The sequence below is a fragment of the Pectobacterium sp. S5 genome, assembly GCF_051707265.1.
GTDB classification, from domain to species: domain Bacteria; phylum Pseudomonadota; class Gammaproteobacteria; order Enterobacterales; family Enterobacteriaceae; genus Pectobacterium; species Pectobacterium polare.
Genome location: NZ_JAULSZ010000010.1, coordinates 13,980 through 37,007, shown reverse-complemented (window position 1 = coordinate 37,007; position 23,028 = coordinate 13,980). Strand labels below are relative to the sequence as shown.

At 56.2% G+C, this 23,028-nt stretch carries 20 protein-coding genes; 18 read left to right on the top strand and 2 right to left on the bottom strand.

All coding sequences use genetic code 11. The annotated features are described in order from the left end of the window. On the bottom strand, positions 1-2,886 hold a 2,886-nt coding region (nifJ, locus tag QWJ20_RS21500), incomplete at its 3' end, for a pyruvate:ferredoxin (flavodoxin) oxidoreductase (RefSeq protein WP_433993415.1). Positions 2,887-3,393: 507 nt separating this feature from the next. Here nifJ and nifH point away from each other — a divergent pair. The 14 genes from nifH to nifM all read left to right on the top strand — a co-directional run bounded on the left by nifH (position 3,394) and on the right by nifM (position 16,670). After that, positions 3,394-4,275, top strand: a complete 882-nt coding sequence (nifH, locus tag QWJ20_RS21495) for a nitrogenase iron protein (protein WP_095699982.1) — start codon at positions 3,394-3,396, stop codon at positions 4,273-4,275. Between the two features lie 18 nt (positions 4,276-4,293). Beyond that, positions 4,294-5,742, top strand: coding sequence for a nitrogenase molybdenum-iron protein alpha chain (gene nifD / locus QWJ20_RS21490; protein WP_433993414.1), 1,449 nt, complete (start codon positions 4,294-4,296; stop codon positions 5,740-5,742). Positions 5,743-5,800: 58 nt separating this feature from the next. Then, on the top strand, positions 5,801-7,369 hold the full coding sequence (gene nifK, locus QWJ20_RS21485) for a nitrogenase molybdenum-iron protein subunit beta (RefSeq protein WP_433993413.1): 1,569 nt from the start codon (positions 5,801-5,803) through the stop codon (positions 7,367-7,369). A 72-nt stretch (positions 7,370-7,441) separates the two neighbouring features. Further along, a complete protein-coding gene (nifT, locus tag QWJ20_RS21480) occupies positions 7,442-7,660 on the top strand; it encodes a putative nitrogen fixation protein NifT (protein ID WP_095699979.1) in 219 nt (72 codons plus the stop codon). A gap of 12 nt (positions 7,661-7,672) precedes the next feature. Beyond that, on the top strand, positions 7,673-8,335 hold the full coding sequence (locus QWJ20_RS21475) for a NifB/NifX family molybdenum-iron cluster-binding protein (protein WP_226308678.1): 663 nt from the start codon (positions 7,673-7,675) through the stop codon (positions 8,333-8,335). Between the two features lie 154 nt (positions 8,336-8,489). After that, a complete protein-coding gene (nifE, locus tag QWJ20_RS21470) occupies positions 8,490-9,863 on the top strand; it encodes a nitrogenase iron-molybdenum cofactor biosynthesis protein NifE (protein WP_433993412.1) in 1,374 nt (457 codons plus the stop codon). A 10-nt stretch (positions 9,864-9,873) separates the two neighbouring features. Beyond that, entirely contained in the window at positions 9,874-11,259 is a 1,386-nt protein-coding gene (gene nifN / locus QWJ20_RS21465) for a nitrogenase iron-molybdenum cofactor biosynthesis protein NifN (protein WP_433993411.1), read from the top strand. After that, positions 11,246-11,713, top strand: a complete 468-nt coding sequence (locus QWJ20_RS21460) for a NifB/NifX family molybdenum-iron cluster-binding protein (protein WP_174877956.1) — start codon at positions 11,246-11,248, stop codon at positions 11,711-11,713. Before nifN ends, QWJ20_RS21460 begins: the two co-directional genes overlap by 14 nt. Before the next feature lie 225 nt (positions 11,714-11,938). Continuing rightward, complete coding sequence (gene nifU / locus QWJ20_RS21455) at positions 11,939-12,778, top strand: Fe-S cluster assembly protein NifU (protein WP_224073498.1); 840 nt, start codon at positions 11,939-11,941, stop codon at positions 12,776-12,778. A 30-nt stretch (positions 12,779-12,808) separates the two neighbouring features. Further along, entirely contained in the window at positions 12,809-14,017 is a 1,209-nt protein-coding gene (gene nifS / locus QWJ20_RS21450) for a cysteine desulfurase NifS (protein ID WP_349718708.1), read from the top strand. A 14-nt stretch (positions 14,018-14,031) separates the two neighbouring features. Further along, complete coding sequence (gene nifV, locus QWJ20_RS21445) at positions 14,032-15,207, top strand: homocitrate synthase (RefSeq protein WP_433993410.1); 1,176 nt, start codon at positions 14,032-14,034, stop codon at positions 15,205-15,207. Continuing rightward, a complete protein-coding gene (locus QWJ20_RS21440) occupies positions 15,176-15,433 on the top strand; it encodes a nitrogenase-stabilizing/protective protein NifW (protein ID WP_433993409.1) in 258 nt (85 codons plus the stop codon). Before nifV ends, QWJ20_RS21440 begins: the two co-directional genes overlap by 32 nt. After that, on the top strand, positions 15,430-15,873 hold the full coding sequence (locus QWJ20_RS21435) for a nitrogen fixation protein NifZ (RefSeq protein ID WP_433993408.1): 444 nt from the start codon (positions 15,430-15,432) through the stop codon (positions 15,871-15,873). The genes QWJ20_RS21440 and QWJ20_RS21435 overlap by 4 nt, the downstream gene beginning before the upstream one ends. Continuing rightward, positions 15,873-16,670: a nitrogen fixation protein NifM gene (gene nifM, locus QWJ20_RS21430; RefSeq protein WP_433993407.1), complete on the top strand. Its 798-nt coding sequence runs from the start codon at positions 15,873-15,875 to the stop codon at positions 16,668-16,670. Before QWJ20_RS21435 ends, nifM begins: the two co-directional genes overlap by 1 nt. A gap of 276 nt (positions 16,671-16,946) precedes the next feature. On the opposite strand, the gene QWJ20_RS21425 is transcribed toward nifM, so the two are convergent. Then, entirely contained in the window at positions 16,947-17,477 is a 531-nt protein-coding gene (locus QWJ20_RS21425; protein ID WP_095994963.1) for a flavodoxin, read from the bottom strand. Between the two features lie 385 nt (positions 17,478-17,862). Between QWJ20_RS21425 and nifL the strand changes: the two genes are divergently transcribed. The 4 genes from nifL (at position 17,863) to QWJ20_RS21405 (ending at position 23,019) form a co-directional block, all read left to right on the top strand. Beyond that, positions 17,863-19,350: a nitrogen fixation negative regulator NifL gene (gene nifL, locus QWJ20_RS21420; RefSeq protein WP_226308669.1), complete on the top strand. Its 1,488-nt coding sequence runs from the start codon at positions 17,863-17,865 to the stop codon at positions 19,348-19,350. Beyond that, positions 19,347-20,921 carry a nif-specific transcriptional activator NifA gene (nifA, locus tag QWJ20_RS21415; protein WP_205556417.1) on the top strand — a complete coding sequence of 525 codons (1,575 nt, stop codon included), beginning with the start codon at positions 19,347-19,349 and terminating at the stop codon, positions 20,919-20,921. Before nifL ends, nifA begins: the two co-directional genes overlap by 4 nt. A gap of 176 nt (positions 20,922-21,097) precedes the next feature. Further along, positions 21,098-22,504, top strand: coding sequence for a nitrogenase cofactor biosynthesis protein NifB (nifB, locus tag QWJ20_RS21410; RefSeq protein ID WP_433993406.1), 1,407 nt, complete (start codon positions 21,098-21,100; stop codon positions 22,502-22,504). Continuing rightward, positions 22,504-23,019 (top strand): nitrogen fixation protein NifQ, encoded by a 516-nt coding sequence (locus QWJ20_RS21405; protein ID WP_433993405.1) that lies wholly within the window; start codon positions 22,504-22,506, stop codon positions 23,017-23,019. The genes nifB and QWJ20_RS21405 overlap by 1 nt, the downstream gene beginning before the upstream one ends. Positions 23,020-23,028 lie beyond the last annotated feature (9 nt).

Below are 23,028 nucleotides of genomic sequence, written 5' to 3'. Positions count from 1 at the left end.
GCCGAAGACCCACTGCGAAGGCTTGGTCAGGTAGTCACGGTTCTGGTAGATATGGGTAAGCAGGGGATCGTTACCGTGCTCTTCTGCCAGCATATCGATCACCGCATCGGCGCGTTCCCGTGAACCTTCGCCGCGATCTTTCAGTTCCAGCCAGTTGCTGAGTGCGGTATTCAACGCGGGGGTAATGAGTAAGGTCAGCGCAGCGTGGACATCCTTGGCAAGCTGATCGCGGATGGCACGGCTCCCCAGCAGCATACCCAGACCAAACTCGGCGTTGTCCTCGAACAGTGAGTTAGCCCAGGCGGGGCCTTGTCCTTTATGGTTGGTGGTGTAAGGAATCGAAGGGGCGCTGGCTCCCCAAATGGAGGAGCATCCGGTGGCGTTTGCCACCAGCATGCGATCGCCGAATAGCTGAGTCAACAGCTTGGCATAGGGCGTTTCGCCACAGCCCGCGCACGCGCCGGAAAATTCCAGCAGGGGCGTTTCAAACTGGCTGCCTTTTACCGAGATTTTGTTAAACGGGTTACCTTTTGGCGCAAGGGAAAGCACATGTTCCCAGAGCGGAACCTGATGACGTTGGCTATCGAGCGGCTGCATTGCCAGTGCTTTGCCGCGTGACGGACAAATATCGACACAGTTGCCGCAGCCGGAGCAATCCAGTGGCGACACGGCCAGATGATACTCGTAGGCTTTTGCTCCCTGAGCTACTTTACTGAGCAGCGCCGTCGGGGCGTTGCTTCGCTCTTCCTGACTGAGTAACGCGGGGCGAATAGCGGCATGAGGGCAGATAAAGGCGCACTGGTTACACTGGGTGCAGCCCTCGGGTTGCCACTCGGGCACCTGAATCGCGATACCGCGTTTCTCATAGGCGGCCGTACCGAGAGGGAAGGTGCCATCCTCCATGCCGATAAAGGCGCTGACGGGCAGGCTGTCTCCCTCCTGACGATTCATCGGTTCCAGAATGTGGCGGATAAAATCGGGCAGGGCGCGTACCGCTTTCTCCTCCACCTCCGGCAGCGTTGCCCAGACGGCGGGGATGGCCACTTCGGCTAGCGCCTGCATCCCCTCGTCTATCGCGGCGCTATTCATGTCCACTATGTTTTGGCCTTTACTGCCGTAGGATTTAACGACCGCCGCTTTCAGATAGTCGGCGGCGGTTTCTGGCGCAATGATCGCAGCCAGCTTGAAGAATGCCGCCTGCATAATCATGTTAAAACGGCCTCCCAATCCAAGACGTTGGGCAATCTCGACCGCGTTGAGGGTGTAGAAACGGATGGCGTACTGCGCCAGATAGCGTTTCATTGCGTTGGGCAACTTCACTTCCAGTTCTTCCGCCGTCCAGGCGCAGTTCAGTAAAAACGTCCCGCCCGGTTTTAGCCCCACCAGTAAATCGTATTTCTCCACGTAGCTTTGTTGCGAGCAGGCGATGAAATCCGCGTGGTGAATCAGGTAAGGGGAGGTAATCGGGCTTTGACCAAAGCGCAGATGGGAGACGGTAATCCCGCCCGATTTCTTCGAATCATAGGAAAAATAGGCTTGAGCATAGAGTGAGGTGTGATCGCCAATAATCTTGATAGCGCTTTTGTTGGCGCCGACGGTGCCATCGGAACCCAGTCCCCAAAATTTACACGCGGTCGTTCCCGCCTTCGAGGTGTTGATCGACGCCGTTGAAACTGGCAGCGAGCTGTGGGTCACGTCGTCGATAATCCCCACGGTAAAGCCATCTTGCGGTAACGGGCGCCTGAGGTTATCGAATACGGCAACCACGTGAGCCGGCAGCATATCCTTCCCCCCCAACGCGTAGCGCCCCCCGACAATCAGCGGCGGTTGCTCGTGTCGATAATAGGCATTTCTTACGTCGAGGCATAAGGGCTCCGCCTGAGCCCCCGGTTCTTTGGTGCGGTCGAGTACCGCGATGCGTTGCACCGTTTTCGGGATGTGGGCAAAGAAATGTGACAGTGAAAAGGGGCGGTAAAGATGTACCGTCAGCAGCCCCACTTTCTCGCCTTGTTGATTCAGATAGTCGACGGTTTCCTGAATGGTTTCGCATACCGACCCCATCGCGATAATCAGCCGTTCCGCATCCGGTGCGCCATGGTAATTAAACAGATGATATTCACGTCCGGTGAGCTGGGTGATTTGCGCCATATAGTCTTCGACCATCTCCGGCAGCGCATCATAGAAGCGGTTCACGGCTTCGCGTTCTTGAAAGTAAATATCCGGGTTTTGGGCGGTTCCCCGAATGACCGGATGGTCGGGGTTCAGAGCGCGACGGCGAAAGGCATCCAGCGCATCGCGATCCAGCAGCGGTGCCAACTCTTCATACTCCAACAGTTCAATCTTCTGGATCTCGTGTGAGGTGCGAAAGCCATCGAAGAAGTTGATGAAGGGGACGCGGCCTTTGATGGCGGTCAGGTGTGCCACGGCGGACAGGTCCATCACCTGCTGCACGCTGCTCTCCGCCAGCATGGCGCAGCCCGTTTGCCGTACTGCCATGACATCCTGATGGTCGCCAAAAATGTTCAGCGAGTTGGTCGCCAACGCGCGGGCGCTGACGTGAAACACGCCCGGCAGCAGTTCGCCGGCAATTTTGTACAAATTGGGGATCATCAACAGCAATCCCTGCGAGGCGGTGTACGTGGTGGTCAAGGCACCGACTTGCAGGGCACCGTGCACCGCGCCAGCCGCACCGGCTTCGGACTGCATTTCTATCAGGCGAACCGGTTGACCGAACAGGTTCTTTTTCCCCTGAGCGCTCCATTCGTCTACGTTTTCCGCCATTGGCGTGGAGGGGGTGATGGGATAGATGGCTGCCACATCGGTGAAGGCGTAAGAGATATACGCCGCAGCGGCATTCCCATCCATCGTTTTCATTTTACGGGTCATGCGGGATTCCTCTTTGTCGGGCGTAGGTAAAACGTTGGCGTGGATGAAAAGTCGGGCACAGGCGATAACGGAGCAACGACGGCCTGTACCGCTTTTTCACCGTCTCAGCGAGTCAGTAGCACAGCCTGTGCCATTTCACAGCACTGAGAAAATGATATTAATTTTTAACGAGTTATCTTCATGTGGCGTTGCGTACCTCGCTGGAGGCGGTCGGAGAATTGCGCGGAATAAGACAGAAACGGCCACATCCTGTCGGGCTGCCAACAAACTGTCGTGGTGATGCGGGCTGAGCAAGCGCGGCGGCACGGTCTGTCGCCTCACCAGCCACAATTGTTCTCTTTACAACAATTGGTTCGCCGATTGTCTTGTGTTTGTCTCGCCCCCTGCACCCGTTGTTTTATTAACGCTATTAAATTCAATAAATTAATGCTGTTGGCCCGGCTGGTATGTTCCCTGCAACGGTTAGGGGGTGCATCACGCATTCAACCCGAAACAGGAGAAGACACCATGGCTATGCGTCAATGTGCCATTTATGGCAAAGGGGGGATTGGCAAATCCACCACCACTCAGAACTTGGTCGCCGCATTAGCGGAAATGGGCAAGAAGGTCATGATCGTTGGCTGTGACCCGAAGGCGGATTCAACCCGTTTGATTTTGCACGCTAAAGCGCAGAATACCATTATGGAGATGGCCGCAGAGGTCGGTTCAGTAGAAGACCTTGAACTGGAAGATGTGCTGCAAATTGGTTATGGCAACGTACGTTGTGCCGAGTCTGGTGGCCCAGAGCCAGGTGTCGGCTGTGCCGGTCGTGGCGTTATCACTGCCATCAACTTTCTGGAAGAAGAGGGCGCCTATGTGGAAGACCTCGACTTCGTCTTCTATGACGTGCTGGGTGACGTCGTGTGCGGCGGCTTCGCGATGCCAATTCGCGAAAACAAAGCGCAGGAAATCTACATCGTGTGCTCTGGAGAAATGATGGCGATGTACGCTGCCAACAATATCTGCAAAGGCATCGTGAAATACGCCAAAACCGGCAAGGTGCGTTTGGGGGGCCTGATCTGTAACTCACGTAACACCGACCGTGAAGATGAACTGATCATCGCGCTGGCCGAAAAAATCGGCACCCAGATGATCCATTTCGTCCCGCGCGACAACATTGTACAGCGTGCCGAAATTCGCCGTATGACCGTGATCGAGTATGACCCGAACTGTAGCCAGGCCAACGAGTATCGCGAACTGGCGCAGAAAATTGTCGCTAACACCATGAAGGTTGTACCGGTGCCCTGCACCATGGATGAGCTGGAAGAGCTGCTGATGGAGTTCGGCATCATGGAAGAAGAAGACACCAGCATCATCGGTAAAACGGCCGCTGAAGAGAAAGTCGCCTGACGCAGAAGGAACACTGGAATGACAAATGCAACGAGTGAACGCAATCAGGAGATCATCCAGGAAGTGTTGGAAGTTTTCCCTGATAAAACGCGTAAAGAACGTAAGAAACACATGATGGTGACCGATCCGACGCAGGAGAGCGTCGGAAAGTGTATGGTTTCTAACCGTAAATCCCAACCGGGGGTGATGACGGTTCGCGGCTGTGCTTATGCCGGTTCCAAAGGCGTGGTATTTGGGCCAATCAAGGACATGGCCCACGTTTCCCACGGGCCGATTGGCTGCGGTCAATATTCCCGTGCCGGGCGTCGTAACTACTACACCGGCGTTAGCGGCGTTGACAGCTTCGGTACGATCAATTTCTCCTCCGATTTTCAGGAGAAAGACATCGTGTTTGGCGGTGATAAAAAACTCACCAAGCTGATCGAGGAGCTGGAACTCCTGTTTCCCTTAACCAAAGGTATTTCGGTGCAATCGGAATGCCCGGTGGGGTTGATTGGGGATGATATCGAAGCGGTCGCGAATGTGAGCCGTGAAGCGATTGGTAAACCGGTGGTGCCCGTACGTTGTGAAGGCTTTCGCGGCGTGTCGCAGTCGCTGGGGCACCATATCGCCAACGACGTGATCCGTGACTGGGTGTTGGATAACCGCGAGGGGCAACCTTTTGAGTCAACGGCCTACGACGTCGCGATTATCGGTGACTACAACATCGGTGGCGATGCCTGGGCCTCACGTATTCTGCTGGAGGAAATGGGGTTGAGAGTCGTGGCGCAGTGGTCCGGCGACGGCACGTTGGTTGAGATGGAAAACACCCCCTACGTGAAGCTGAATCTGGTGCACTGCTATCGCTCCATGAACTACATCTCACGCCATATGGAAGAAAAGCACGGCATTCCCTGGATGGAATACAACTTCTTCGGGCCGACCAAAATCGCTGAGTCGCTGCGCAAGATTGCGCTGCAATTTGACGAGACGATTCAGAACAATGCCGAAGCGGTGATTGCGCGCTATCAGGCGCAAACGGATGCGGTGATTGCGAAATATCGTCCGCGATTGGCGGGGCGCAAAGTGCTGCTGTACCTCGGTGGCTTGCGTCCGCGCCACATTATCGGAGCGTACGAAGATCTCGGCATGGAGATTATTGGCACCGGTTATGAGTTCGGTCATAACGACGATTACGACCGCACCTTGCCGGATTTGAAAGAGGGAACGCTGCTGTTTGATGACGCCAGCAGCTACGAGCTGGAAGCGTTCGTTAAGGCATTGAAACCGGATCTGGTCGGGTCAGGGATCAAAGAAAAGTACATCTTCCAAAAGATGGGGGTGCCGTTCCGCCAGATGCATTCCTGGGACTACTCGGGCCCTTATCACGGCTATGACGGTTTCGCTATTTTTGCCCGCGATATGGATATGACGCTCAATAATCCGAGCTGGCAAGCGTTGACGGCCCCGTGGCTGAAATCAGCCTGATTCTTATTATCCTGACAGCCCGTTAGTTCACAGATGAGTGGCGCGGGAGGAGAACACCATGAGCCAAACTGCAGAGAAAACCCAATCCTGCTATCCCTTGTTCGAGCAGGAAGAATACCAAACGCTGTTTCGCAATAAACGCCCACTAGAAGAGGCGCATGATGAACAGCGGGTACGTGAGGTCTTCGAGTGGACCACCACGGAAGCGTATCAGGAACTGAATTTTAAGCGCGAAGCGCTAACCATCGATCCGGCAAAAGCCTGCCAGCCTCTAGGGTCTGTGCTGTGCTCACTCGGGTTCGCCAATACCTTGCCGTATGTGCATGGTTCACAGGGGTGCGTGGCCTATTTTCGTACCTATTTTAACCGTCACTTTAAAGAACCGATCGCCTGCGTTTCCGACTCAATGACGGAAGATGCCGCCGTGTTCGGGGGGAATAACAATTTAAATGCCGGTCTGGAGAACGCCAGTGCGCTCTACAAACCGGAGATGATTGCGGTGTCGACTACCTGCATGGCAGAAGTCATCGGCGACGACCTTCAGGCGTTTATTGCCAACGCCAAGAAAGATGGTTTTGTGGATGCCAACATGCCGATCCCTTACGCCCATACGCCCAGTTTTATCGGTAGCCACATCACCGGCTGGGACAACATGTTTGAGGGTTTCGCGCGTACCTTTACCGTGGGGGAAGATAAACATTATCAGCCAGGCAGCCTGCCGCGCCTGAATCTGGTGACCGGATTCGAAACCTATCTGGGCAACTATCGCGTATTGAAACGCATGATGGCTGACATGGGCGTGCCCTGTGCCATTCTGTCCGATCCTTCCGAGGTGCTGGATACGCCTGCCGACGGTCACTACCGCATGTATGCCGGGGGAACCACGCAGCAAGAGATGCGTGATGCCCCGAACGCCATCGATACGCTGTTATTGCAGCCGTGGCACCTGACCAAAACCAAGAAAATGGTTCAGGACACATGGAATCAGCCTGCGACCGAGGTGTCAGTCCCCATCGGATTAGGTGCAACGGACAAACTGCTGATGACCATCAGTGCGCTGACCGATGTGCCGATTAGTGAGTCGTTGACGCTGGAACGTGGGCGTCTGGTGGACATGATGCTTGATTCGCATACCTGGCTGCACGGTAAGCGTTTCGGTTTGTATGGCGATCCAGACTTTGTCATGGGGCTGACCCAGTTCCTGCTGGAGTTGGGATGCGAACCAACGGTGATCCTGTGCCACAACGGTAACAAACGCTGGCAGAAAGCGATGAAGAAAATGCTGGAAGCGTCGCCTTACGGGCAGGACAGTGAGGTGTATATCAACTGCGATCTGTGGCATTTCCGCTCGCTGATGTTCACTAAACAGCCCGATTTCATGATTGGCAATTCCTACGGCAAATTCATCCAGCGTGACACGCTGGCGAAGGGCGAGCAGTTTGAAGTGCCGCTGATTCGCTTCGGTTTCCCGTTGTTTGATCGTCACCATTTGCACCGTCAAACCACCTGGGGATACGAAGGGGCGATGTCGATCCTCACTTCGCTGGTGAATGCGGTATTGGAGAAATTGGATCGCGACACCATGAAGTTGGGCAAAACCGACTACGGCTTTGATCTCATCCGTTAATGGCGTGGTTATGTTGACCGTCATATCGGCCCGGCTTTGTCCGGGCCGTCACGTGTAGCACAGGAGGACGCGATGCCGATGGTGATTTTTCGTGAACGTAATGCACAGCTGTATTGCTATATCGCCAAGCAGGATCTGGAAGCGAAAGTGACCGGAATTGAATTTGATAGCCACGAACGTTGGGGCGGTGAGGTTGAACTGGAAGGGGGGAAACGCTACTACGTTAACCCGCAAGCGGAGAAGCCCACTTTTCCGATCAGTTTACGCGCCACTCGCCCCGATCTGGTATGAACAGGAGGGAGCATGTCTGATGATGATCGTCTGTTCTGGCGGTTGTTTGCGCTGATCCAATGCCTGCCCGAACTCTCACCGCCGCAGTTATTACACTGGCTGAATCAGGGAGAGGATATCTCGCTGGATGTGGAATTTCTTACGTCCCTTAATCAGCCGCAGCTGGCGGCCACATTTCCCGGCGACCCCGCTATCCTGACGCGCAGCCGTTGGCAGCGAGTGATGGCGTGCCTGCGTGGCGAACTGCCGCCACATCTTGCCGTCGTCTCGCCAAAGGGCCGCCAGCCACAGTTGCTGGCGGCGTTTTCGTCACAGGATGGCATGACGATCAATGGGCATTTTGGTCAGTGTCGGCTGTTTTTTATCTATGCGTATGATGATGCAGGCTACTGGCTGCATGGGCTACGTCGTTACCCCAGCGAGTCAGGGGAAATCGAGGGAAATGAAATACGGGCGCAACTGCTAAAAGGCTGCCATTTGCTGTTTTGTGAAGCGATTGGGGGGCCGGCTGCGGCGCGCATTATTCGTCATAATGTGCATCCGATGAAAGTCCCGCCGGGCACGTCTATCCTGTCACAGTGCGAGGCGTTGCAGGCGCTGATGGCAAATCGTCTGCCGCCTTGGCTGGCGAAACGGTTGGAAAAAGGTAATCCGCTGGAGGACCGTGTGTTTTAACCCGTCGTGACGGCCCTTCCCCTCACTATTCCGCTATTGTCGCCTTTGTTACAAAGGCGACAAACCTATCTGATTGAAAAATAATAAATTAATTTGTGGCCCGCGAATTGCAAAAATACTCGGTAAGGTCAATCGACTCGACGAGGGCAGCAAGATGAAGGGAAATGAAATTTTGGCGTTGCTTGATGAGCCCGCCTGCGAACATAACCATAAACAGAAATCGGGATGCAGTGCGCCCAAACCCGGCGCGACGGCGGGCGGCTGCGCGTTTGATGGCGCACAGATTACGCTGCTACCGCTGGCGGATGTTGCCCATCTGGTACACGGCCCTATCGGCTGTGCGGGCAGCTCCTGGGATAACCGGGGGAGCCAAAGTTCCGGGCCCGCGATCAATCGACTGGGATTTACCACCGACCTCAACGAGCAGGATGTGATCATGGGACGCGGGGAACGGCGTCTGTTTCATGCCGTGCGGCATATTGTGGAGCGCTACGATCCCGCCGCCGTCTTTATCTACAACACCTGTGTCCCCGCGATGGAGGGGGATGATATTGACGCGGTGTGTCGGGCCGCATCGGTCGCAGTAGGCGTGCCGGTGATTGCGGTGGATGCGGCGGGATTCTACGGCAGCAAGAATCTGGGTAACCGACTGGCGGGGGAGGTGATGGCAAAGCAGGTGATTGGGACACGTGAACCTGCCCCCTGGCCGGATGACGCGCCGTTTTCCCTTTCCCAGCGCCACGATATTGGCTTGATTGGCGAATTCAACATCGCTGGCGAATTTTGGCATGTGCAACCGCTACTCGATGAGTTGGGCATTCGCGTGCTGGGCAATTTGTCCGGCGATGGGCGTTTTGCCGAGATCCAGACGATGCATCGCGCTCAGCTCAACATGCTGGTGTGCTCACGTGCGTTGATCAACGTGGCCCGCACGTTGGAGCAGCGGTATGGCACACCGTGGTTTGAAGGCAGTTTCTACGGCGTGCGCGCGATGTCCGATGCGCTGCGCCAGATCGCGGCGATGCTGAATGACCCTGACCTGAGCCTGCGCACGGAAGCCCTGATTGCACGGGAAGAAGCCTCGGTGCAAAAGGCGTTGGCACCGTATCGCGCACGCCTGCAAGGGCGCAAAGCCCTGCTCTATACCGGTGGGGTAAAATCCTGGTCGGTCGTCTCCGCCTTGCAGGATCTCGGCATGACCGTGGTGGCGACCGGAACACGTAAATCTACCGAGGAAGACAAACAGCGCATCCGTGAACTGATGGGGGAGGATGCCATCATGCTGGATGAAGGCAATGCGCGAACCTTGCTGGACGTGGCGTATCGCTATGGTGCCGACCTGATGATCGCCGGTGGGCGCAACATGTACACCGCGTATAAGGCGCGACTGCCGTTTCTCGATATCAATCAGGAACGCGAGCATGCCTATGCGGGCTATCGCGGCATTGTCACGTTGGCAGAGCAGCTGTGCCTGACGCTGGAAAGTCCGATTTGGGCGCAGACCCATCAACGTGCCCCCTGGCATTAAGGAGAAAACAATGGCTCAGGTTATTCGTAATAAAAAGCCGCTGGCGACCAGCCCGATAAAAAGCGGGCAGCCTCTGGGGGCGATTCTGGCTAGTCAGGGCATTGAGCACTGTATTCCGCTGGTGCATGGGGCGCAGGGGTGCAGCGCGTTTGCCAAGGTCTTTTTTATCCAGCATTTCCACGATCCGATTCCCTTGCAGTCCACCGCGATGGATCCCACCACGACGGTGATGGGGTCGGACAGCAATATTTTGACGGCATTGACCACCTTGTGTCAGCGCAATGCGCCTAAGGCGATTGTTATCATCAGTACCGGTCTGTCGGAAGCGCAAGGCAGCGATATGACACGGGCGGTCAGCGAATTCCGCGCGGACAATCCGCGTTTTAAATCGACGGCGTTGCTCACGGTCAATACGCCAGACTTTTATGGATCGCTGGAAAATGGCTACAGCGCGGTGCTGGAGGGCGTGATTGAGCAATGGATCCCGGAAAAACCGCCAGCAGGCATGCGCAATCGTCGCGTTAACCTGCTGCTGAGCCACCTGTTTACGCCGGGGGATATCGAACTTATCCGCAGCTATGTCGAGGCGTTTGGTCTGCAACCGATACTGCTGCCGGATCTGTCGCAGTCGCTGGACGGCCATCTCGCCAGCGGTGACTACCAGTCTGTTACCCAAGGCGGGGCGGTGTTACGCAATATTGAGCAGATGGGGCAAAGCCTGAGCACCATTACGCTGGGCGTGTCGTTACAGCGTGCTGCGGGTTTGCTGGCGCAACGCAGCCGTGGAATGGCATTGCACTTGCCGCACCTGATGACGCTGGCGAGCATGGATGCCTTTATTCAGCACCTGCAACAGCTCTCCGGGCGTGAGGTGCCTGCGTGGATCGATCGTCAACGAGGCCAATTACAGGATGCGATGATTGACTGTCATATGGCATTGCAGGACAAAACTATCGCGCTGGCAGCAGAAGGTGATTTGCTGGCGGCCTGGTGTGATTTTGCCCTTAGCCAAGGCATGGTGCCGGGGCCGGTGGTGGCTCCCGTGAGCCAGCCGGGGTTATTGAGTTTGCCAGTTGAGCAGGTGCTGATTGGCGATCTGGAAGATATGCAGGATTTGCTGATCAACACGCCCGCGCATCTGCTGGTCGCCAATTCTCACGCCGCCGATTTGGCTGAGCGCTGTGGCATTCCGCTGATTCGTGCGGGTTTTCCCATCTATGACCGTCTGGGTGAGTTCCGCCGTGTGCGTCAGGGGTATGCGGGCATACGGGATACGCTGTTCGAACTGGCGAATCAATTGCTGCACGAACATCATCCAGTGCCCGCCTATCACTCGCCGCTGCGTCAGCAATTTCCGGTGGTAAGGCGTCAGGAGGTGGAACATGTCGCATGTTAACCGCAATCTCAGCACTATCAGTTCGGCGGTGTGGTCGATGCAGGTGGCCTTCGCCAGCTCGGATTATCACCATGTAGACCAGCATTTTGGTGCCACGCCGCGGCTGGTGGTTTATGGCGTCAAACAGCATGAGGTCAAGCTATTGAAGGTGGTGGATTTCAACGTGGAATACGGTCATGGCGAAGACAAACTCGCCAGCCGTATCGATGCGTTGGACGCGTGTGTCACTCTCTATTGTGTGGCGATTGGCGAGACAGTCTTTCGCCAATTGTTGCAGGTCGGCGTCCGCGCTATCCGCGTGCCAGAGGCGACATCGATTGCACAGCTGTTGCAGCAAATCCAACAATGCTGGGCGGATAGCGAACACGCGACCCGGCGTCGTCAGCGCGATCCGGATCGCTTCCAGCAATTCATCGTGGAAACCGAGTGGCGTGAGGAGGATGACGCCTCCTGAGTCCTCACGGTCTACGGCGTGACAATGTCATCTGTACGACAAAACCGACATAAACCGCGACATTGATCGCGGTTTTTTTATGGGTAATTTTGCTATTGCTTTGATTACAAGGTGTTTTTGTGAATGGCATCACATTTGCTTGTTCTGAGTTACCCCGTCCATAACGCCTGTGTGGGAGCCGGAGCTTCAGAGTTCCGTCTCTCTGTATTGTAGGGAGCTGAGAGCATGTGGAACTATTCCGAGAAAGTGAAAGACCATTTTTTTAACCCGCGTAACGCTCGCGTGGTGGAGCAGGCGAATGCCGTCGGTGATGTCGGTTCGCTGAGCTGTGGCGATGCCCTACGGCTCATGCTGCGGGTGGATCCGGGAACGGAAACCATTCAGGAAGCCGGTTTTCAAACCTTCGGCTGCGGCAGCGCCATTGCGTCCTCCTCGGCACTGACCGAGCTGATTATTGGTCGCACCCTGCATGAAGCCGAGCAGGTTACGAATCAGCAAATCGCAGATTACCTCGATGGGCTACCGCCAGAAAAAATGCACTGTTCCGTGATGGGGCAAGAGGCCCTGCGCGCGGCTATCGCCAACTATCGCGGCGAGACGCTGGAAGACGATCATGAAGAAGGTGCACTGATTTGCAAATGCTTCGCCGTGGATGAAGGGCAGATTCGTCGTGCGGTAGTGACCAATGGCCTGACGACGTTGGAGGACGTGATCAATTACACCAAAGCTGGCGGAGGGTGCACCGCGTGCCATGAAAAAATCGAGCTGGCATTGGCGGCCATTATTGAAGAGCAGGCAGCCCTGCCTGAAACAGTCAAAGCGCCAGAAGCCGAGACGTCGACGTGGCGGCAGGTCGCCGATGTTGTGGCGGGACTGCGTCCGTACATTCAGGCCGATGGGGGCGACATGACGCTACTCAACGTCAGCGACCATCAGGTGACGGTAAGCCTGTCGGGCAGTTGTCAGGGTTGCATGATGACCGACATGACGCTGGCCTGGCTGCAACAAAAGCTGGTGGAACGCACGGGGCGCTATATGGAAGTGGTTGCGGCACAGGCCGCGTGAGCTTATTGACTGTTCAGCGAGGCAGCGCACATGAAAAACATCTATCTCGATAACAATGCCACCACCCGTCTCGATCCGATGGTGTTGGAGGCCATGATGCCGTTCCTGACCGATTACTACGGTAATCCGTCGTCGATTCACGATTTTGGTGCCCCTTGTCGCGGCGCGCTGGAGAGAGCACGTCAGCAGGTCGCCAGCCTGCTGGGCGCACGCTATGACAGCGAAATTATTTTCACCTCATGTGCCACCGAGGCCACCTCCACCGCGATCCATTCCGCCGTGGCGCTGGCACCGGAGCGGCGTGAAATCATCACCAGTGCGGTTGAGCACCCGGCCACGCTGGAAGTTTGCGAACACCTCGCGCGGCAAGGTTACACCATCCATCAGGTCGGCGTTTCTGCGCAGGGTGAGCTGGACATGGAGCAATACCGCGCCCTGTTGAGTGACCGTGTGGCGCTGGTGACGGTGATGTGGGCCAACAACGAAACGGGTGTGTTGTTTCCGGTGTGTGAAATGGCGTCACTGGCGCATGAACAAGGCGCGCTGTTTCACTGTGACGCGGTACAGGCGGTCGGGAAAATCCCCATCGTACTGTCGAGCTGTGATATCGACATGTTGTCGTGCTCGGCGCACAAAATTCATGGCCCGAAAGGCGTGGGGTGCCTCTACCTGCGCCGTTCTACCCGGTTTCGCCCGCTGCTGCGCGGGGGGCATCAGGAGCGCGGACGACGTGCCGGTACTGAAAATATTGCCGGTATCGTCGGGATGGGCAGCGCCTGTGAACTGGCGGATGTGCATTTACCGATGATGAGTGCGGCGGTGGAACCGTTGCGTGACCGCTTACAAAAGGGACTGGAACAGGTCATTCCCAGCGTGATCGTGATGGGCGAGGGGCAGCCGCGTACGCCCAATACACTCAATATCGCCTTTGAATTTATCGAAGGTGAAGCCATTCTGCTGCTGCTCAATCATGCAGGGATTGCCGCATCCAGCGGCAGCGCCTGCACCTCTGGCTCGCTCGAACCTTCCCATGTGATGCGCGCGATGAATATTCCCTATACGGCGGCGCATGGCAGCATTCGCTTTTCCTTGTCGCGCTATACCCGTGAGAAAGAGATCGATCAGGTGATTACGGCACTGCCACCGATTGTTGAGCGGCTGCGCACGCTGTCGCCTTACTGGCAACAGGGCAAACCTCAGACGGTATCGGGCGGCGAGTTTTTGCCGACCTATGGCTGATAAAGGGAGCGGCAATGGCGGATATCATCATTAATGACACCACGCTGCGCGATGGTGAACAGAGTCCCGGCGTCGCGTTTCGCGCCAGTGAAAAGCTGGCGATTGCGGAGGCTCTGGTGGATGCCGGGCTAACCGCGTTAGAGGTAGGGATCCCCGCGATGGGCGGCGATGAGCGAGCGCGAATAGCGGTTATCCGTCGCCGCCTGCCGGACACGGTGCTGATGACCTGGTGCCGGATGAATGCGCTGGAAATTCAGCAAAGTGCCGATCTGGGGATGAATTGGGTGGATATTTCTATCCCCGCATCCGATCGGCTGCGTGAACAGAAGCTGCGCCAGCCGCTCAAGGCATTGTTGCCGCAGCTCTCCACGCTGATCGAACAAGCCCGTCAGCAAGGGTTACGCGTGTGTGTCGGCTGTGAAGATGCCTCTCGCGCTAGCGACGACACGCTGCGTCAGATAGCGACTGCCGCCAGTGCAGCAGGGGCTGAACGGCTGCGCTTTGCGGATACGCTGGGCGTGCTTGACCCGTTCTCCACCTTTGCCCGTATCAGTACCCTGCGGCAAAACTGGGGAGGTGAGATTGAAATGCATGCGCATAACGATCTTGGGCTAGCCACGGCCAACACGCTGGCGGCGGTAGAGGCTGGGGTTTCCCACGTTAACACCACGGTGCTGGGGCTGGGGGAACGGGCAGGTAATGCCGCGTTGGAAACCGTCGCGTTAGCGCTGGAACGTTGCCTCGGCCGTGATAGCGGTATCCACTTTGCTCGCTTGCCCGCGCTGTGCCAGTTGGTCGCCAGCGCCGCGCAGCGCACGATCGATAAGCAACAGCCACTGGTGGGTGAGCAGGTGTTTACCCATGAATCCGGCGTACATGTCGCGGCCTTGCTCAACGACAGCTTCAGCTATCAGGGGATCGATCCGGCGCTGATGGGGCGCGAGTTCCGTCTGGTTCTGGGCAAACACTCGGGGCGGCAAGCCGTGGAGGGGATTTTTGCTCGTCTGGGCTATCAGCCGCAGGCGACCGAGACCGAAGCGCTGCTGCGTAGCGTCCGCGCCTTTGCGGAAAACTGGAAGCGTAATCCTCTGGATTATGAATTGCTGGAAATGTATCGGGAGCTCTGTGGCAGCGATACGGCAATGGGGAGGACAAGCGATGGAATGGTTCTACCAGTTACCCGGCGTTGATGAGCTAGACAGCGCGGAAACCTTTTTTGATTTTTTTGCCGTCCCTTACGAAGCCCATATTCTGCAAACCTGTAGCTTATTGGTGTTGAGTGATTTCCACCGCCGCTTGCGTGCGGCAGTTCCCCTACGTAACACGCTGGAGGCAGTACAAGATGCGGACTGGCAGCTCGCGCGTCGGCTATTGGCGGAAAGCTATCGCTGCCATCAGCGGGAGGTGACGTCATGATTCCGCGCTTTGCATTTGGTGATGCGGTGCGCGTGGTGCGTTCACTGCGTAACGACGGCACGATGGCGGGCATGAAGCGGGGCGAACTGCTGGTGCGGCGTGGCACCGTGGGATATGTGCGTGAATGGGGCGTCTTTCTTCAGGACCAACTGATCTATCAGGTGCATTTTCTGGATGACGATCGGGTCGTGGGCTGCCGTGAGCAGGAGCTGATCGCCGAGGATGTGCCGTGGCACGCCGGAACTTTTCAGTACGGTGATGGTGTCCACAGCAGGCAAACGCTCTCCATCAACGGTGAACAGGTGGTGGAGGTCGGGCAGCGTGGACAGATTTTCGCGACGGGCCAAGGTGAGCAGGGAGATTGTTACACGGTGATGTTTGGTGAGCGTTGGTTTCAGGTGCCGGCTAGTGCACTGGAACTGGCGGAGGAGGATCGCTGATGTTGGCCTGGCAGCGCTTCAGCGAATGGCGTCTGGCGCAAAAAATGTGGAACACCACACCGACGCAATTGCCGGTAGATCGCCAGCGGCTTCTCCAGCAGCAATTGGCTCGCCAGTTGCTGCTGGAACAAGCTGTGGTGGAGGCGGCGCAGAAAAGTGTTGCAGCGGTGACGCCAGAACTGGTGCAGGCGGTCACCCACGAGCTGGAACCTGATTTGCGGCAGTCTGGATTGTCTGCGGCCGATCGTACCGCTGTCATTCAACATCATGTGCTGATGGCAGGGCAGCTTGCGAGTATTTCCGAGCAGGTGCCGCTGCCGACCTCCGCAGAGGTTGAGCGGTGGTATCAGCGTCATGCCGCACGTTTTTGTCGCCCAGAACAGCGTTTAACCCGGCATATTCTATTAACCACGGGGGACGACGATGCCGAGGCCGTTAACAGGCAGCTTCTTGTACTGCGTCGCCAGCTACAGTCGGATACCGCCGCGTTCGCGACGTTGGCCGAGCGCCATTCCCAGTGTCCGACGGCGTTGGAGGGCGGGTTGCTGGGATGGGTCAGCCGTGGGCTGTTGTTTGCCCCACTGGAGCAGGTGCTGTTTACGCTACACGAAGGAGAACTAAGCGCCCCTGTTGCGACTGACATAGGCTGGCACCTGCTGTTATGCGAAGCGATTCGGCCGGAAATGCCGATGGCGCAAGAGGACGCGCTGGCAAAAGCCTATGACCATCTGTTGTTGCAGCGCCAGAAGGAACAGCAACGCCAATGGCTGGCGCAGTTGGTGGTAAATCGTGAATAGGAATAGAACGTGGTAAGTCGTGTGCCAGTAGTTTACTGAGGGAAGATAAAAAGGTGGAAGAGCCGAAGGCCTCCACCTGAGGTTGCTGACAAAGCCCGTAGAGCGGGAGTAACGGATAGATCGTAAAGACGCTGCAAGTACGTCCATGTAAGCTCGGCTTGCGCCATCCCTGGCGCAAACGCTTTACTCTTCTATTCCGTTACCCCCGTTTTCATTCGGTAAATAGGTTTGTCAACGGTCTGAGGGGAGAGCTGAAGGCCTCCACCTTTTAGTCGATCAGCCTATTGCGGGTTTGAGTGTTTCCAGCCAGCTATCGAGCCGTTCATCGGTTAGGTCATACTGATTATCCTGATCCAACACCAAGCCGACAAACTGGTCATCCACCAAGGCGGCAGAGGCGTTGAAGTCATACCCAGCATTCGGCCAGGCTCCGATAACCTTGGCACCGCAGGCGGTGACCACGTCGTATAAGGTTTTCATCCCGCTGGCAAAATTATCAGGGTAGCCTTGCTGATCGCCCAATCCGAACAAGGCCACCGTCTTGTCCGCCAGAGCCTCACCCGGCAAATCAGCAATAAACTCTTGCCAGGATTCATTCTCACACCCTGCCTCCATGCCCGGTAACTGGCCTTCACCCAGCGTCGGCGTGCCTAACAGCAGAACCGAATAAGAGAGAAAACTGTCCAGAGAGGTTCGGTTGATATTGACCGGCGAATCCGCCGCGTCACCCAATTTTTGATGAATCATTTTGGCGATCTTGCGGGTTTTTCCCGTATCGGTGCCAAAGAAAATACCAATGTTCGCCATAGTTCGCTCCTGACTGATATTGAGAAGGATCGCCGCCGTCGGCAGCCGGTATCTGTACAGGGCGTTGCGAATATCATGCCAGATTTAGCAATCCGTATTTTGGCGATATTTTGCACGTTTTTAGCGCAATACTGCACTATTGATGATCTTATTGGGGAGATTGAGCAGTGAGTGAATCGTGATTTTTACCTGATGAAACAAGAGTTCTACGCGGATTAACGTGAAAACAGGGGGTGCGATCAATGTTTAGTCAGGTTAATGAATAAAGGGCGTAATGTTTGCATGGTTATTGGATGCCGGTAATCGACCGGAATAAGGATGTCGGTACGTGGCACAAATTGTTGCGAACCTGACATGGCGGCATCTGATGTTGTAAGGGTGGACCATGACCATAAACCTGATAATGGAGTCTTTCCCGCCGGGGGAGATTGTCAGTCATTTATCGCGCCAGCATCCGGCGCTGTTCTCTACCGTCGTGGAGCAATCGTCAGTGGCGATCTCTGTGACCGACCCACAGGCGCGTATTGTGTACACCAATCCGGCCTTCTGTCGTCTGACCGGTTTTTCGCTATCCCAATTATTAGGGCAAAACCACCGTATTCTCGCCAGTCAGCAAACGCCCGGAGAAGTCTACAGCGATATGTGGCAGACCTTATTACAGGGATCGGCCTGGCGAGGGCAATTGATTAACCGCCGTCGCGATGGCTCCCTCTATCTGGCTGAGATTGATATTACGCCGATCGTCAACGCGCAGGGCGAGCTAGAGCATTATCTGGCAATGCATAAAGACATTAGCGCCAGCTATGCCCTTGAACAGCGTTTGCGTAACCATATGACGCTCATGACCGCCGTGTTGAATAACATCCCCGCGGCGGTGGTGGTGGTTGATGAGAAAGACCGCGTCATTATGGATAACCTGGCCTATAAAACGCTGTGTGCCGACTGCGGTGGTAAAGAGCTGCTGTCAGTGCTGGATTATGGCAAGAATAAGGACACGCTGCGCGAGGGAAGGCCGTTGCCGGTAACGGTTCGCGGTGCGGTACGCTGGCTGATGCTGGGGAGCTGGGCGTTGCCGGGCGTGAACGAAGAGGCCAGCCGCTACTTCACCGATAGTGCGTTACCGCGCACCCTGATTGTCATTACCGACTGTACTGAACAACAACAGCAGCAACAGCAGGGGCGACTGGATCGCCTGAAGCAGCAAATTGCGAATGGCATACTGCTGGCGGCTATCCGTGAATCTCTGGGGGTCGCTATGGTGCAGTTGAACTGTCCGCTCAATATGTTGGCGGCGGCGCGGCGTTTAAACGGCGAGGACCGCAGCAATGTTGCGCTGGAATCGGCATGGCGTGAAGGGGAAGAGGCGATGGCGCGACTACAGGCGTGCCGACCTTCTCTGGCCTTCGAAACCGAGGATGAGTGGTCGGTAAAATCTGTGTTGGACGATCTGACGTCGCTATACCATTCTCGCCTGAGTCGTGACGACCGTTTGCAGTACGACGTGGCATCACCGCAGCTGACTGGCTTCGGCCAGCGAACGCAGGTGCTGGCGTGCCTGAGCCTCTGGCTGGATCGCACGCTGGCGCTGGCGGCGGAAATTGCGCCTTTTCAACTGACCATACAAATTTACGCGCGCGAAGAACACGGCTGGCTGTCGCTCTATCTCGAAGACAATGTGCCTATGACGCAGGTTCGCTTTGCTCCCGCGCCAGCCACGCTGAGTTCGCCGGGTAAAGGCATGGAATTGCGTCTGATTCAGACGTTAGTGGCGGACCATCAGGGCGCCATCGATCTGTCGGCAGGCGCACAAGGCGGAACCTGTCTTATCCTGCGCTTCCCTCTCTTATCTCCTCTGGCTGGAGGTGCAAAATGACGCAGGCTCCTGAAACAAACAATCTCGTTTGGCGATTTGATCTGTCGCAGCAGTTTACTGCCATACAGCGGATTAGTGCGGCATTAGGTCGAGCGACGGAGATTCGCGAGGCGCTACAGGCCGTATTGCGCGTGTTACACACTGATGCGTTCATGCAGCACGGCATGATTTGCCTGTATGACAAAGAGAATGGCGTACTGGCGGTGGAGGCGCTGCATGAAGCCGATGAAAAACTCATTGCCAGCGGAACGCATGTCCGCTATCGCCCCGGAGAAGGCTTGGTGGGAACGGTATTGTCACAGCAGCAACCGCTTGTTTTGCCTCGGGTGGCTGACGATCAACGCTTCCTCGATAAGCTGGGCCTGTACGATTACAACCTGCCGTTTATTGCGGTGCCGCTGTTTGGCGTTGAATCTCAGCCGATAGGCGTACTGGCTGCACAGCCGATGGCGCGCTACGAAGAACGCTTACCTGCGTGTACGCGCTTTCTGGAAACCGTTGCCAATCTGGTCGCGCAAACGGTACGTCTGATGCAGCCCACCCGCCCACGGCCCGCGGCAGAGCCTGTTGCGCCGACGACGCGAGCGCGAACCTGTACCACGCCACCGCGTCCTTACAGTTTCGACAATATGGTGGGAAAGAGTCAGGCGATGCGCCAGACGATGGAGATTATCCGTCAGGTTTCACGCTGGGATACGACGGTGCTGGTTCAGGGAGAAAGCGGCACCGGCAAGGAGCTGGTGGCCAATGCTATTCATTACCACTCGCCGCGTGCCGCCGCGCCATTCGTCAAATTCAACTGCGCCGCGTTGCCGGATAATCTGTTAGAAAGCGAACTGTTTGGCCATGAGAAGGGAGCCTTCACCGGTGCCGTACGTCAGCGTAAAGGACGTTTCGAACTGGCCGATGGCGGCACGCTGTTTCTCGATGAGATCGGTGAAAGCAGCGCGTCATTTCAGGCTAAATTATTGAGGATTCTGCAAGAGGGAGAAATGGAGCGCGTGGGGGGCGATGAAACTATCCGGGTGGATGTCCGTATTATTGCAGCGACTAACCGCAATCTGGAAGAGGAGGTGAGAGCTGGTCATTTTCGTGAAGACCTCTACTACCGCCTGAATGTGATGCCGCTTGCGCTGCCACCGCTGCGTGAACGGCAGGAGGACATTGGCGAACTGGCGCATTTTCTGGTGCAAAAAATTGGTCAACATCAGGGACGCACCTTGCGGATCAGCGATGGCGCTATCCGTTTGCTGATGAGCTATAGCTGGCCGGGCAACGTACGCGAGTTAGAAAATTGTCTGGAACGATCCTCCGTGATGTCAGAAAGCGGACTGATCGATCGTGATGTGATTATGTTCAACCACCGTGAGGTTGCGCCAAAAGTGACGCATACCGCGCCTGCGTCGGATGAAGGCTGGCTCGACCCGTCGCTGGACGAGCGGCAGCGGGTGATTGCGGCACTGGAAAAAACGGGGTGGGTGCAGGCCAAAGCCGCACGTTTGTTAGGTATGACGCCGCGTCAGGTGGCTTATCGTATTCAGACGATGGATATCAATATGCATCGTCTGTAAACCGGCGACACAGGATTGTGGCATATGTCACATTGTCGGCCTACTGCCGCAATCCTGACAAATTTAATAACGTGCATTTTCTCTATCACGCTGTTTTAACTGATTTTTAATCGTGCTGCTAAACGGTATGGTCTTTGCACCTCTCTGCTTATGACTTCGCAACCGTAGGCACTATTATGGCATCTTGTTCCTCCGCATCCGGCACCACAGGCTGTCGGTCAACTCCGACTGACGGGATTACCCCGTTGCAGGCCAGTAAAGCGGCACACCATCCTTGCTATTCGGTGAGCGGTCATCACCGCTTTGCCCGCATGCATCTCGCGGTCGCGCCTGCCTGTAATGTGCAATGTAATTACTGCAACCGTAAATATGATTGCAGTAATGAATCGCGCCCCGGCGTGGTATCGACACTGTTAACGCCGGAACAGGCCGTGGCGCAAGCGCGACAGGTTGCCGCCGCTATTCCCCAGCTTTCCGTCGTGGGGATCGCCGGGCCCGGCGATCCGCTGGCAAATATGAAGCGAACTTTTAGCACATTGCGGTTGCTGCGTGAGCAAATACCGGATGTGAAGCTATGCCTTTCCACCAATGGGCTGATGTTGCCGGAGGCCGTGGCACCGTTGCTGGATATTGGCGTGGACCACGTTACGGTGACCTTGAACACGTTAGACCCGGCGGTAGCAGCACGTATTTATGCCTGGCTATGGCTGGAGGGAGAGCGCTACACCGGGTTGGAGGCAGGCAGAATCCTGCTCGCCAAGCAGGAAGAGGGGATTCGCCGCCTGACGGAGCGTGGCGTGTTGGTCAAGATCAATTCCGTTCTGATTCCCGATATTAACGAGGCCTCGATGCTGGCGGTGAGCGAGAAAGCACGCCACTGGGGCGCGTTTCTGCACAATATTATGCCGCTTATCGCCCGGCCAGAACACGGCACGGTATTTGGCCTTGAAGGGCAAAGGGAACCTGATGCTGATTGCATGACGCGCGTGCGGGCAGAATGCGGTCAGGTGATGCCGCAAATGTCGCATTGCCAACAATGCCGCGCGGACGCTATCGGCATGTTAGGGGAAGATCGCAGCCAGCAGTTTCCCCTCTCGGCGCTGCCTGAAAAGCCACAGCCGTATTTGCCTCTGCTGCATCAGCGGGCGCAATTGCATGCCAGCATCGCGTCACAGGGTGAATTCGAGGAACCGGAAGCCTGTCTGGTTGCCGTGGCGTCTTCCCACGGTGAGGTTATTGACCAGCACTTCGGCCATGCTGAGCGCTTCCAGATCTACAGCCTGTCATCGGCTGGCGTGGTTCCGGTGAACGAACGTTTTACGCCCAAATATTGCCACGGCGAAGGAGCCTGTCCTCCTGAAGAGAATGCTGAGCGGCTGAGTGCGCTGTTGGCGCTGCTGGCCGATGTTGATGCGGTATTTTGTGCCCGCATTGGTTTCGGGCCCTGGAATCAGTTGGAACAGCAAGGGATTCAACCCTGTGTTGAAGGTGCCTGGCAAAATGTCACAGACGTACTGACAGCCTGGTGGCAACAGCGACAGGGCGAACATCGGAATCAGCACAAGGATAAGGGAGCGGCCTGATGGCACAGGCGCAACGCTGGCTACGGCGCTTATTGGATCGATATGAGACGGGAGCGGCCTGTTTTGCTCACCACATGGGATTGTCGCTGCCGGAATGGCAGCGTCTTCTTGATGGTCTGGCGATGGTGCCGCCAGCCTGTGGGCTCGAACGTGAACAGCGCTATAGGCTGTTGAGCGAGTTGCAGTCGCATCGCGCAGAAGAGCGGGAGCAACTGGCAGGCTGGCTGTTTGAGCATATGTCCGGTGATGCCGCCCCGATGCACCGCATTATCGCCAGCACGTCGCTGGGGTTTAATCATCTATGGCAGGATTTAGGGTTAGATTCGCGCGATGAACTGCGTGAGTTGATGACCGACTGTTTCCCCGCGTTAGTGGCGATGAACGTCAATAACATGCGTTGGAAGAAATTCTTTTACCGCCAGCGCTGTCTGCACAGTGAAGGGGAACTGATTTGCCGTTCCCCGAGCTGTGATGACTGCTGTGAATGGGCGCACTGCTTTGCGCCCGAGGTGTGAACCGATCGG

What these genes read in the sequence shown, in the direction of transcription:
- QWJ20_RS21475 (WP_226308678.1), top strand. Translation starts at nt 7,673, where the DNA reads ATGTCTGATGATGATCGTCTGTTCTGGCGGTTGTTTGCGCTGATCCAA.
- QWJ20_RS21435 (WP_433993408.1), top strand. Translation starts at nt 15,430, where the DNA reads ATGATTCCGCGCTTTGCATTTGGTGATGCGGTGCGCGTGGTGCGTTCA.
- QWJ20_RS21405 (WP_433993405.1), top strand. Translation starts at nt 22,504, where the DNA reads ATGGCACAGGCGCAACGCTGGCTACGGCGCTTATTGGATCGATATGAG.
- QWJ20_RS21460 (WP_174877956.1), top strand. Translation starts at nt 11,246, where the DNA reads ATGTCGCATGTTAACCGCAATCTCAGCACTATCAGTTCGGCGGTGTGG.
- QWJ20_RS21425 (WP_095994963.1), bottom strand. Translation starts at nt 17,477, where the DNA reads ATGGCGAACATTGGTATTTTCTTTGGCACCGATACGGGAAAAACCCGC.
- nifD (WP_433993414.1), top strand. Translation starts at nt 4,294, where the DNA reads ATGACAAATGCAACGAGTGAACGCAATCAGGAGATCATCCAGGAAGTG.
- nifV (WP_433993410.1), top strand. Translation starts at nt 14,032, where the DNA reads ATGGCGGATATCATCATTAATGACACCACGCTGCGCGATGGTGAACAG.
- nifN (WP_433993411.1), top strand. Translation starts at nt 9,874, where the DNA reads ATGGCTCAGGTTATTCGTAATAAAAAGCCGCTGGCGACCAGCCCGATA.
- nifU (WP_224073498.1), top strand. Translation starts at nt 11,939, where the DNA reads ATGTGGAACTATTCCGAGAAAGTGAAAGACCATTTTTTTAACCCGCGT.
- nifT (WP_095699979.1), top strand. Translation starts at nt 7,442, where the DNA reads ATGCCGATGGTGATTTTTCGTGAACGTAATGCACAGCTGTATTGCTAT.
- nifS (WP_349718708.1), top strand. Translation starts at nt 12,809, where the DNA reads ATGAAAAACATCTATCTCGATAACAATGCCACCACCCGTCTCGATCCG.
- nifK (WP_433993413.1), top strand. Translation starts at nt 5,801, where the DNA reads ATGAGCCAAACTGCAGAGAAAACCCAATCCTGCTATCCCTTGTTCGAG.
- nifB (WP_433993406.1), top strand. Translation starts at nt 21,098, where the DNA reads ATGGCATCTTGTTCCTCCGCATCCGGCACCACAGGCTGTCGGTCAACT.
- QWJ20_RS21440 (WP_433993409.1), top strand. Translation starts at nt 15,176, where the DNA reads ATGGAATGGTTCTACCAGTTACCCGGCGTTGATGAGCTAGACAGCGCG.
- nifE (WP_433993412.1), top strand. Translation starts at nt 8,490, where the DNA reads ATGAAGGGAAATGAAATTTTGGCGTTGCTTGATGAGCCCGCCTGCGAA.
- nifH (WP_095699982.1), top strand. Translation starts at nt 3,394, where the DNA reads ATGGCTATGCGTCAATGTGCCATTTATGGCAAAGGGGGGATTGGCAAA.
- nifA (WP_205556417.1), top strand. Translation starts at nt 19,347, where the DNA reads ATGACGCAGGCTCCTGAAACAAACAATCTCGTTTGGCGATTTGATCTG.
- nifM (WP_433993407.1), top strand. Translation starts at nt 15,873, where the DNA reads ATGTTGGCCTGGCAGCGCTTCAGCGAATGGCGTCTGGCGCAAAAAATG.
- nifL (WP_226308669.1), top strand. Translation starts at nt 17,863, where the DNA reads ATGACCATAAACCTGATAATGGAGTCTTTCCCGCCGGGGGAGATTGTC.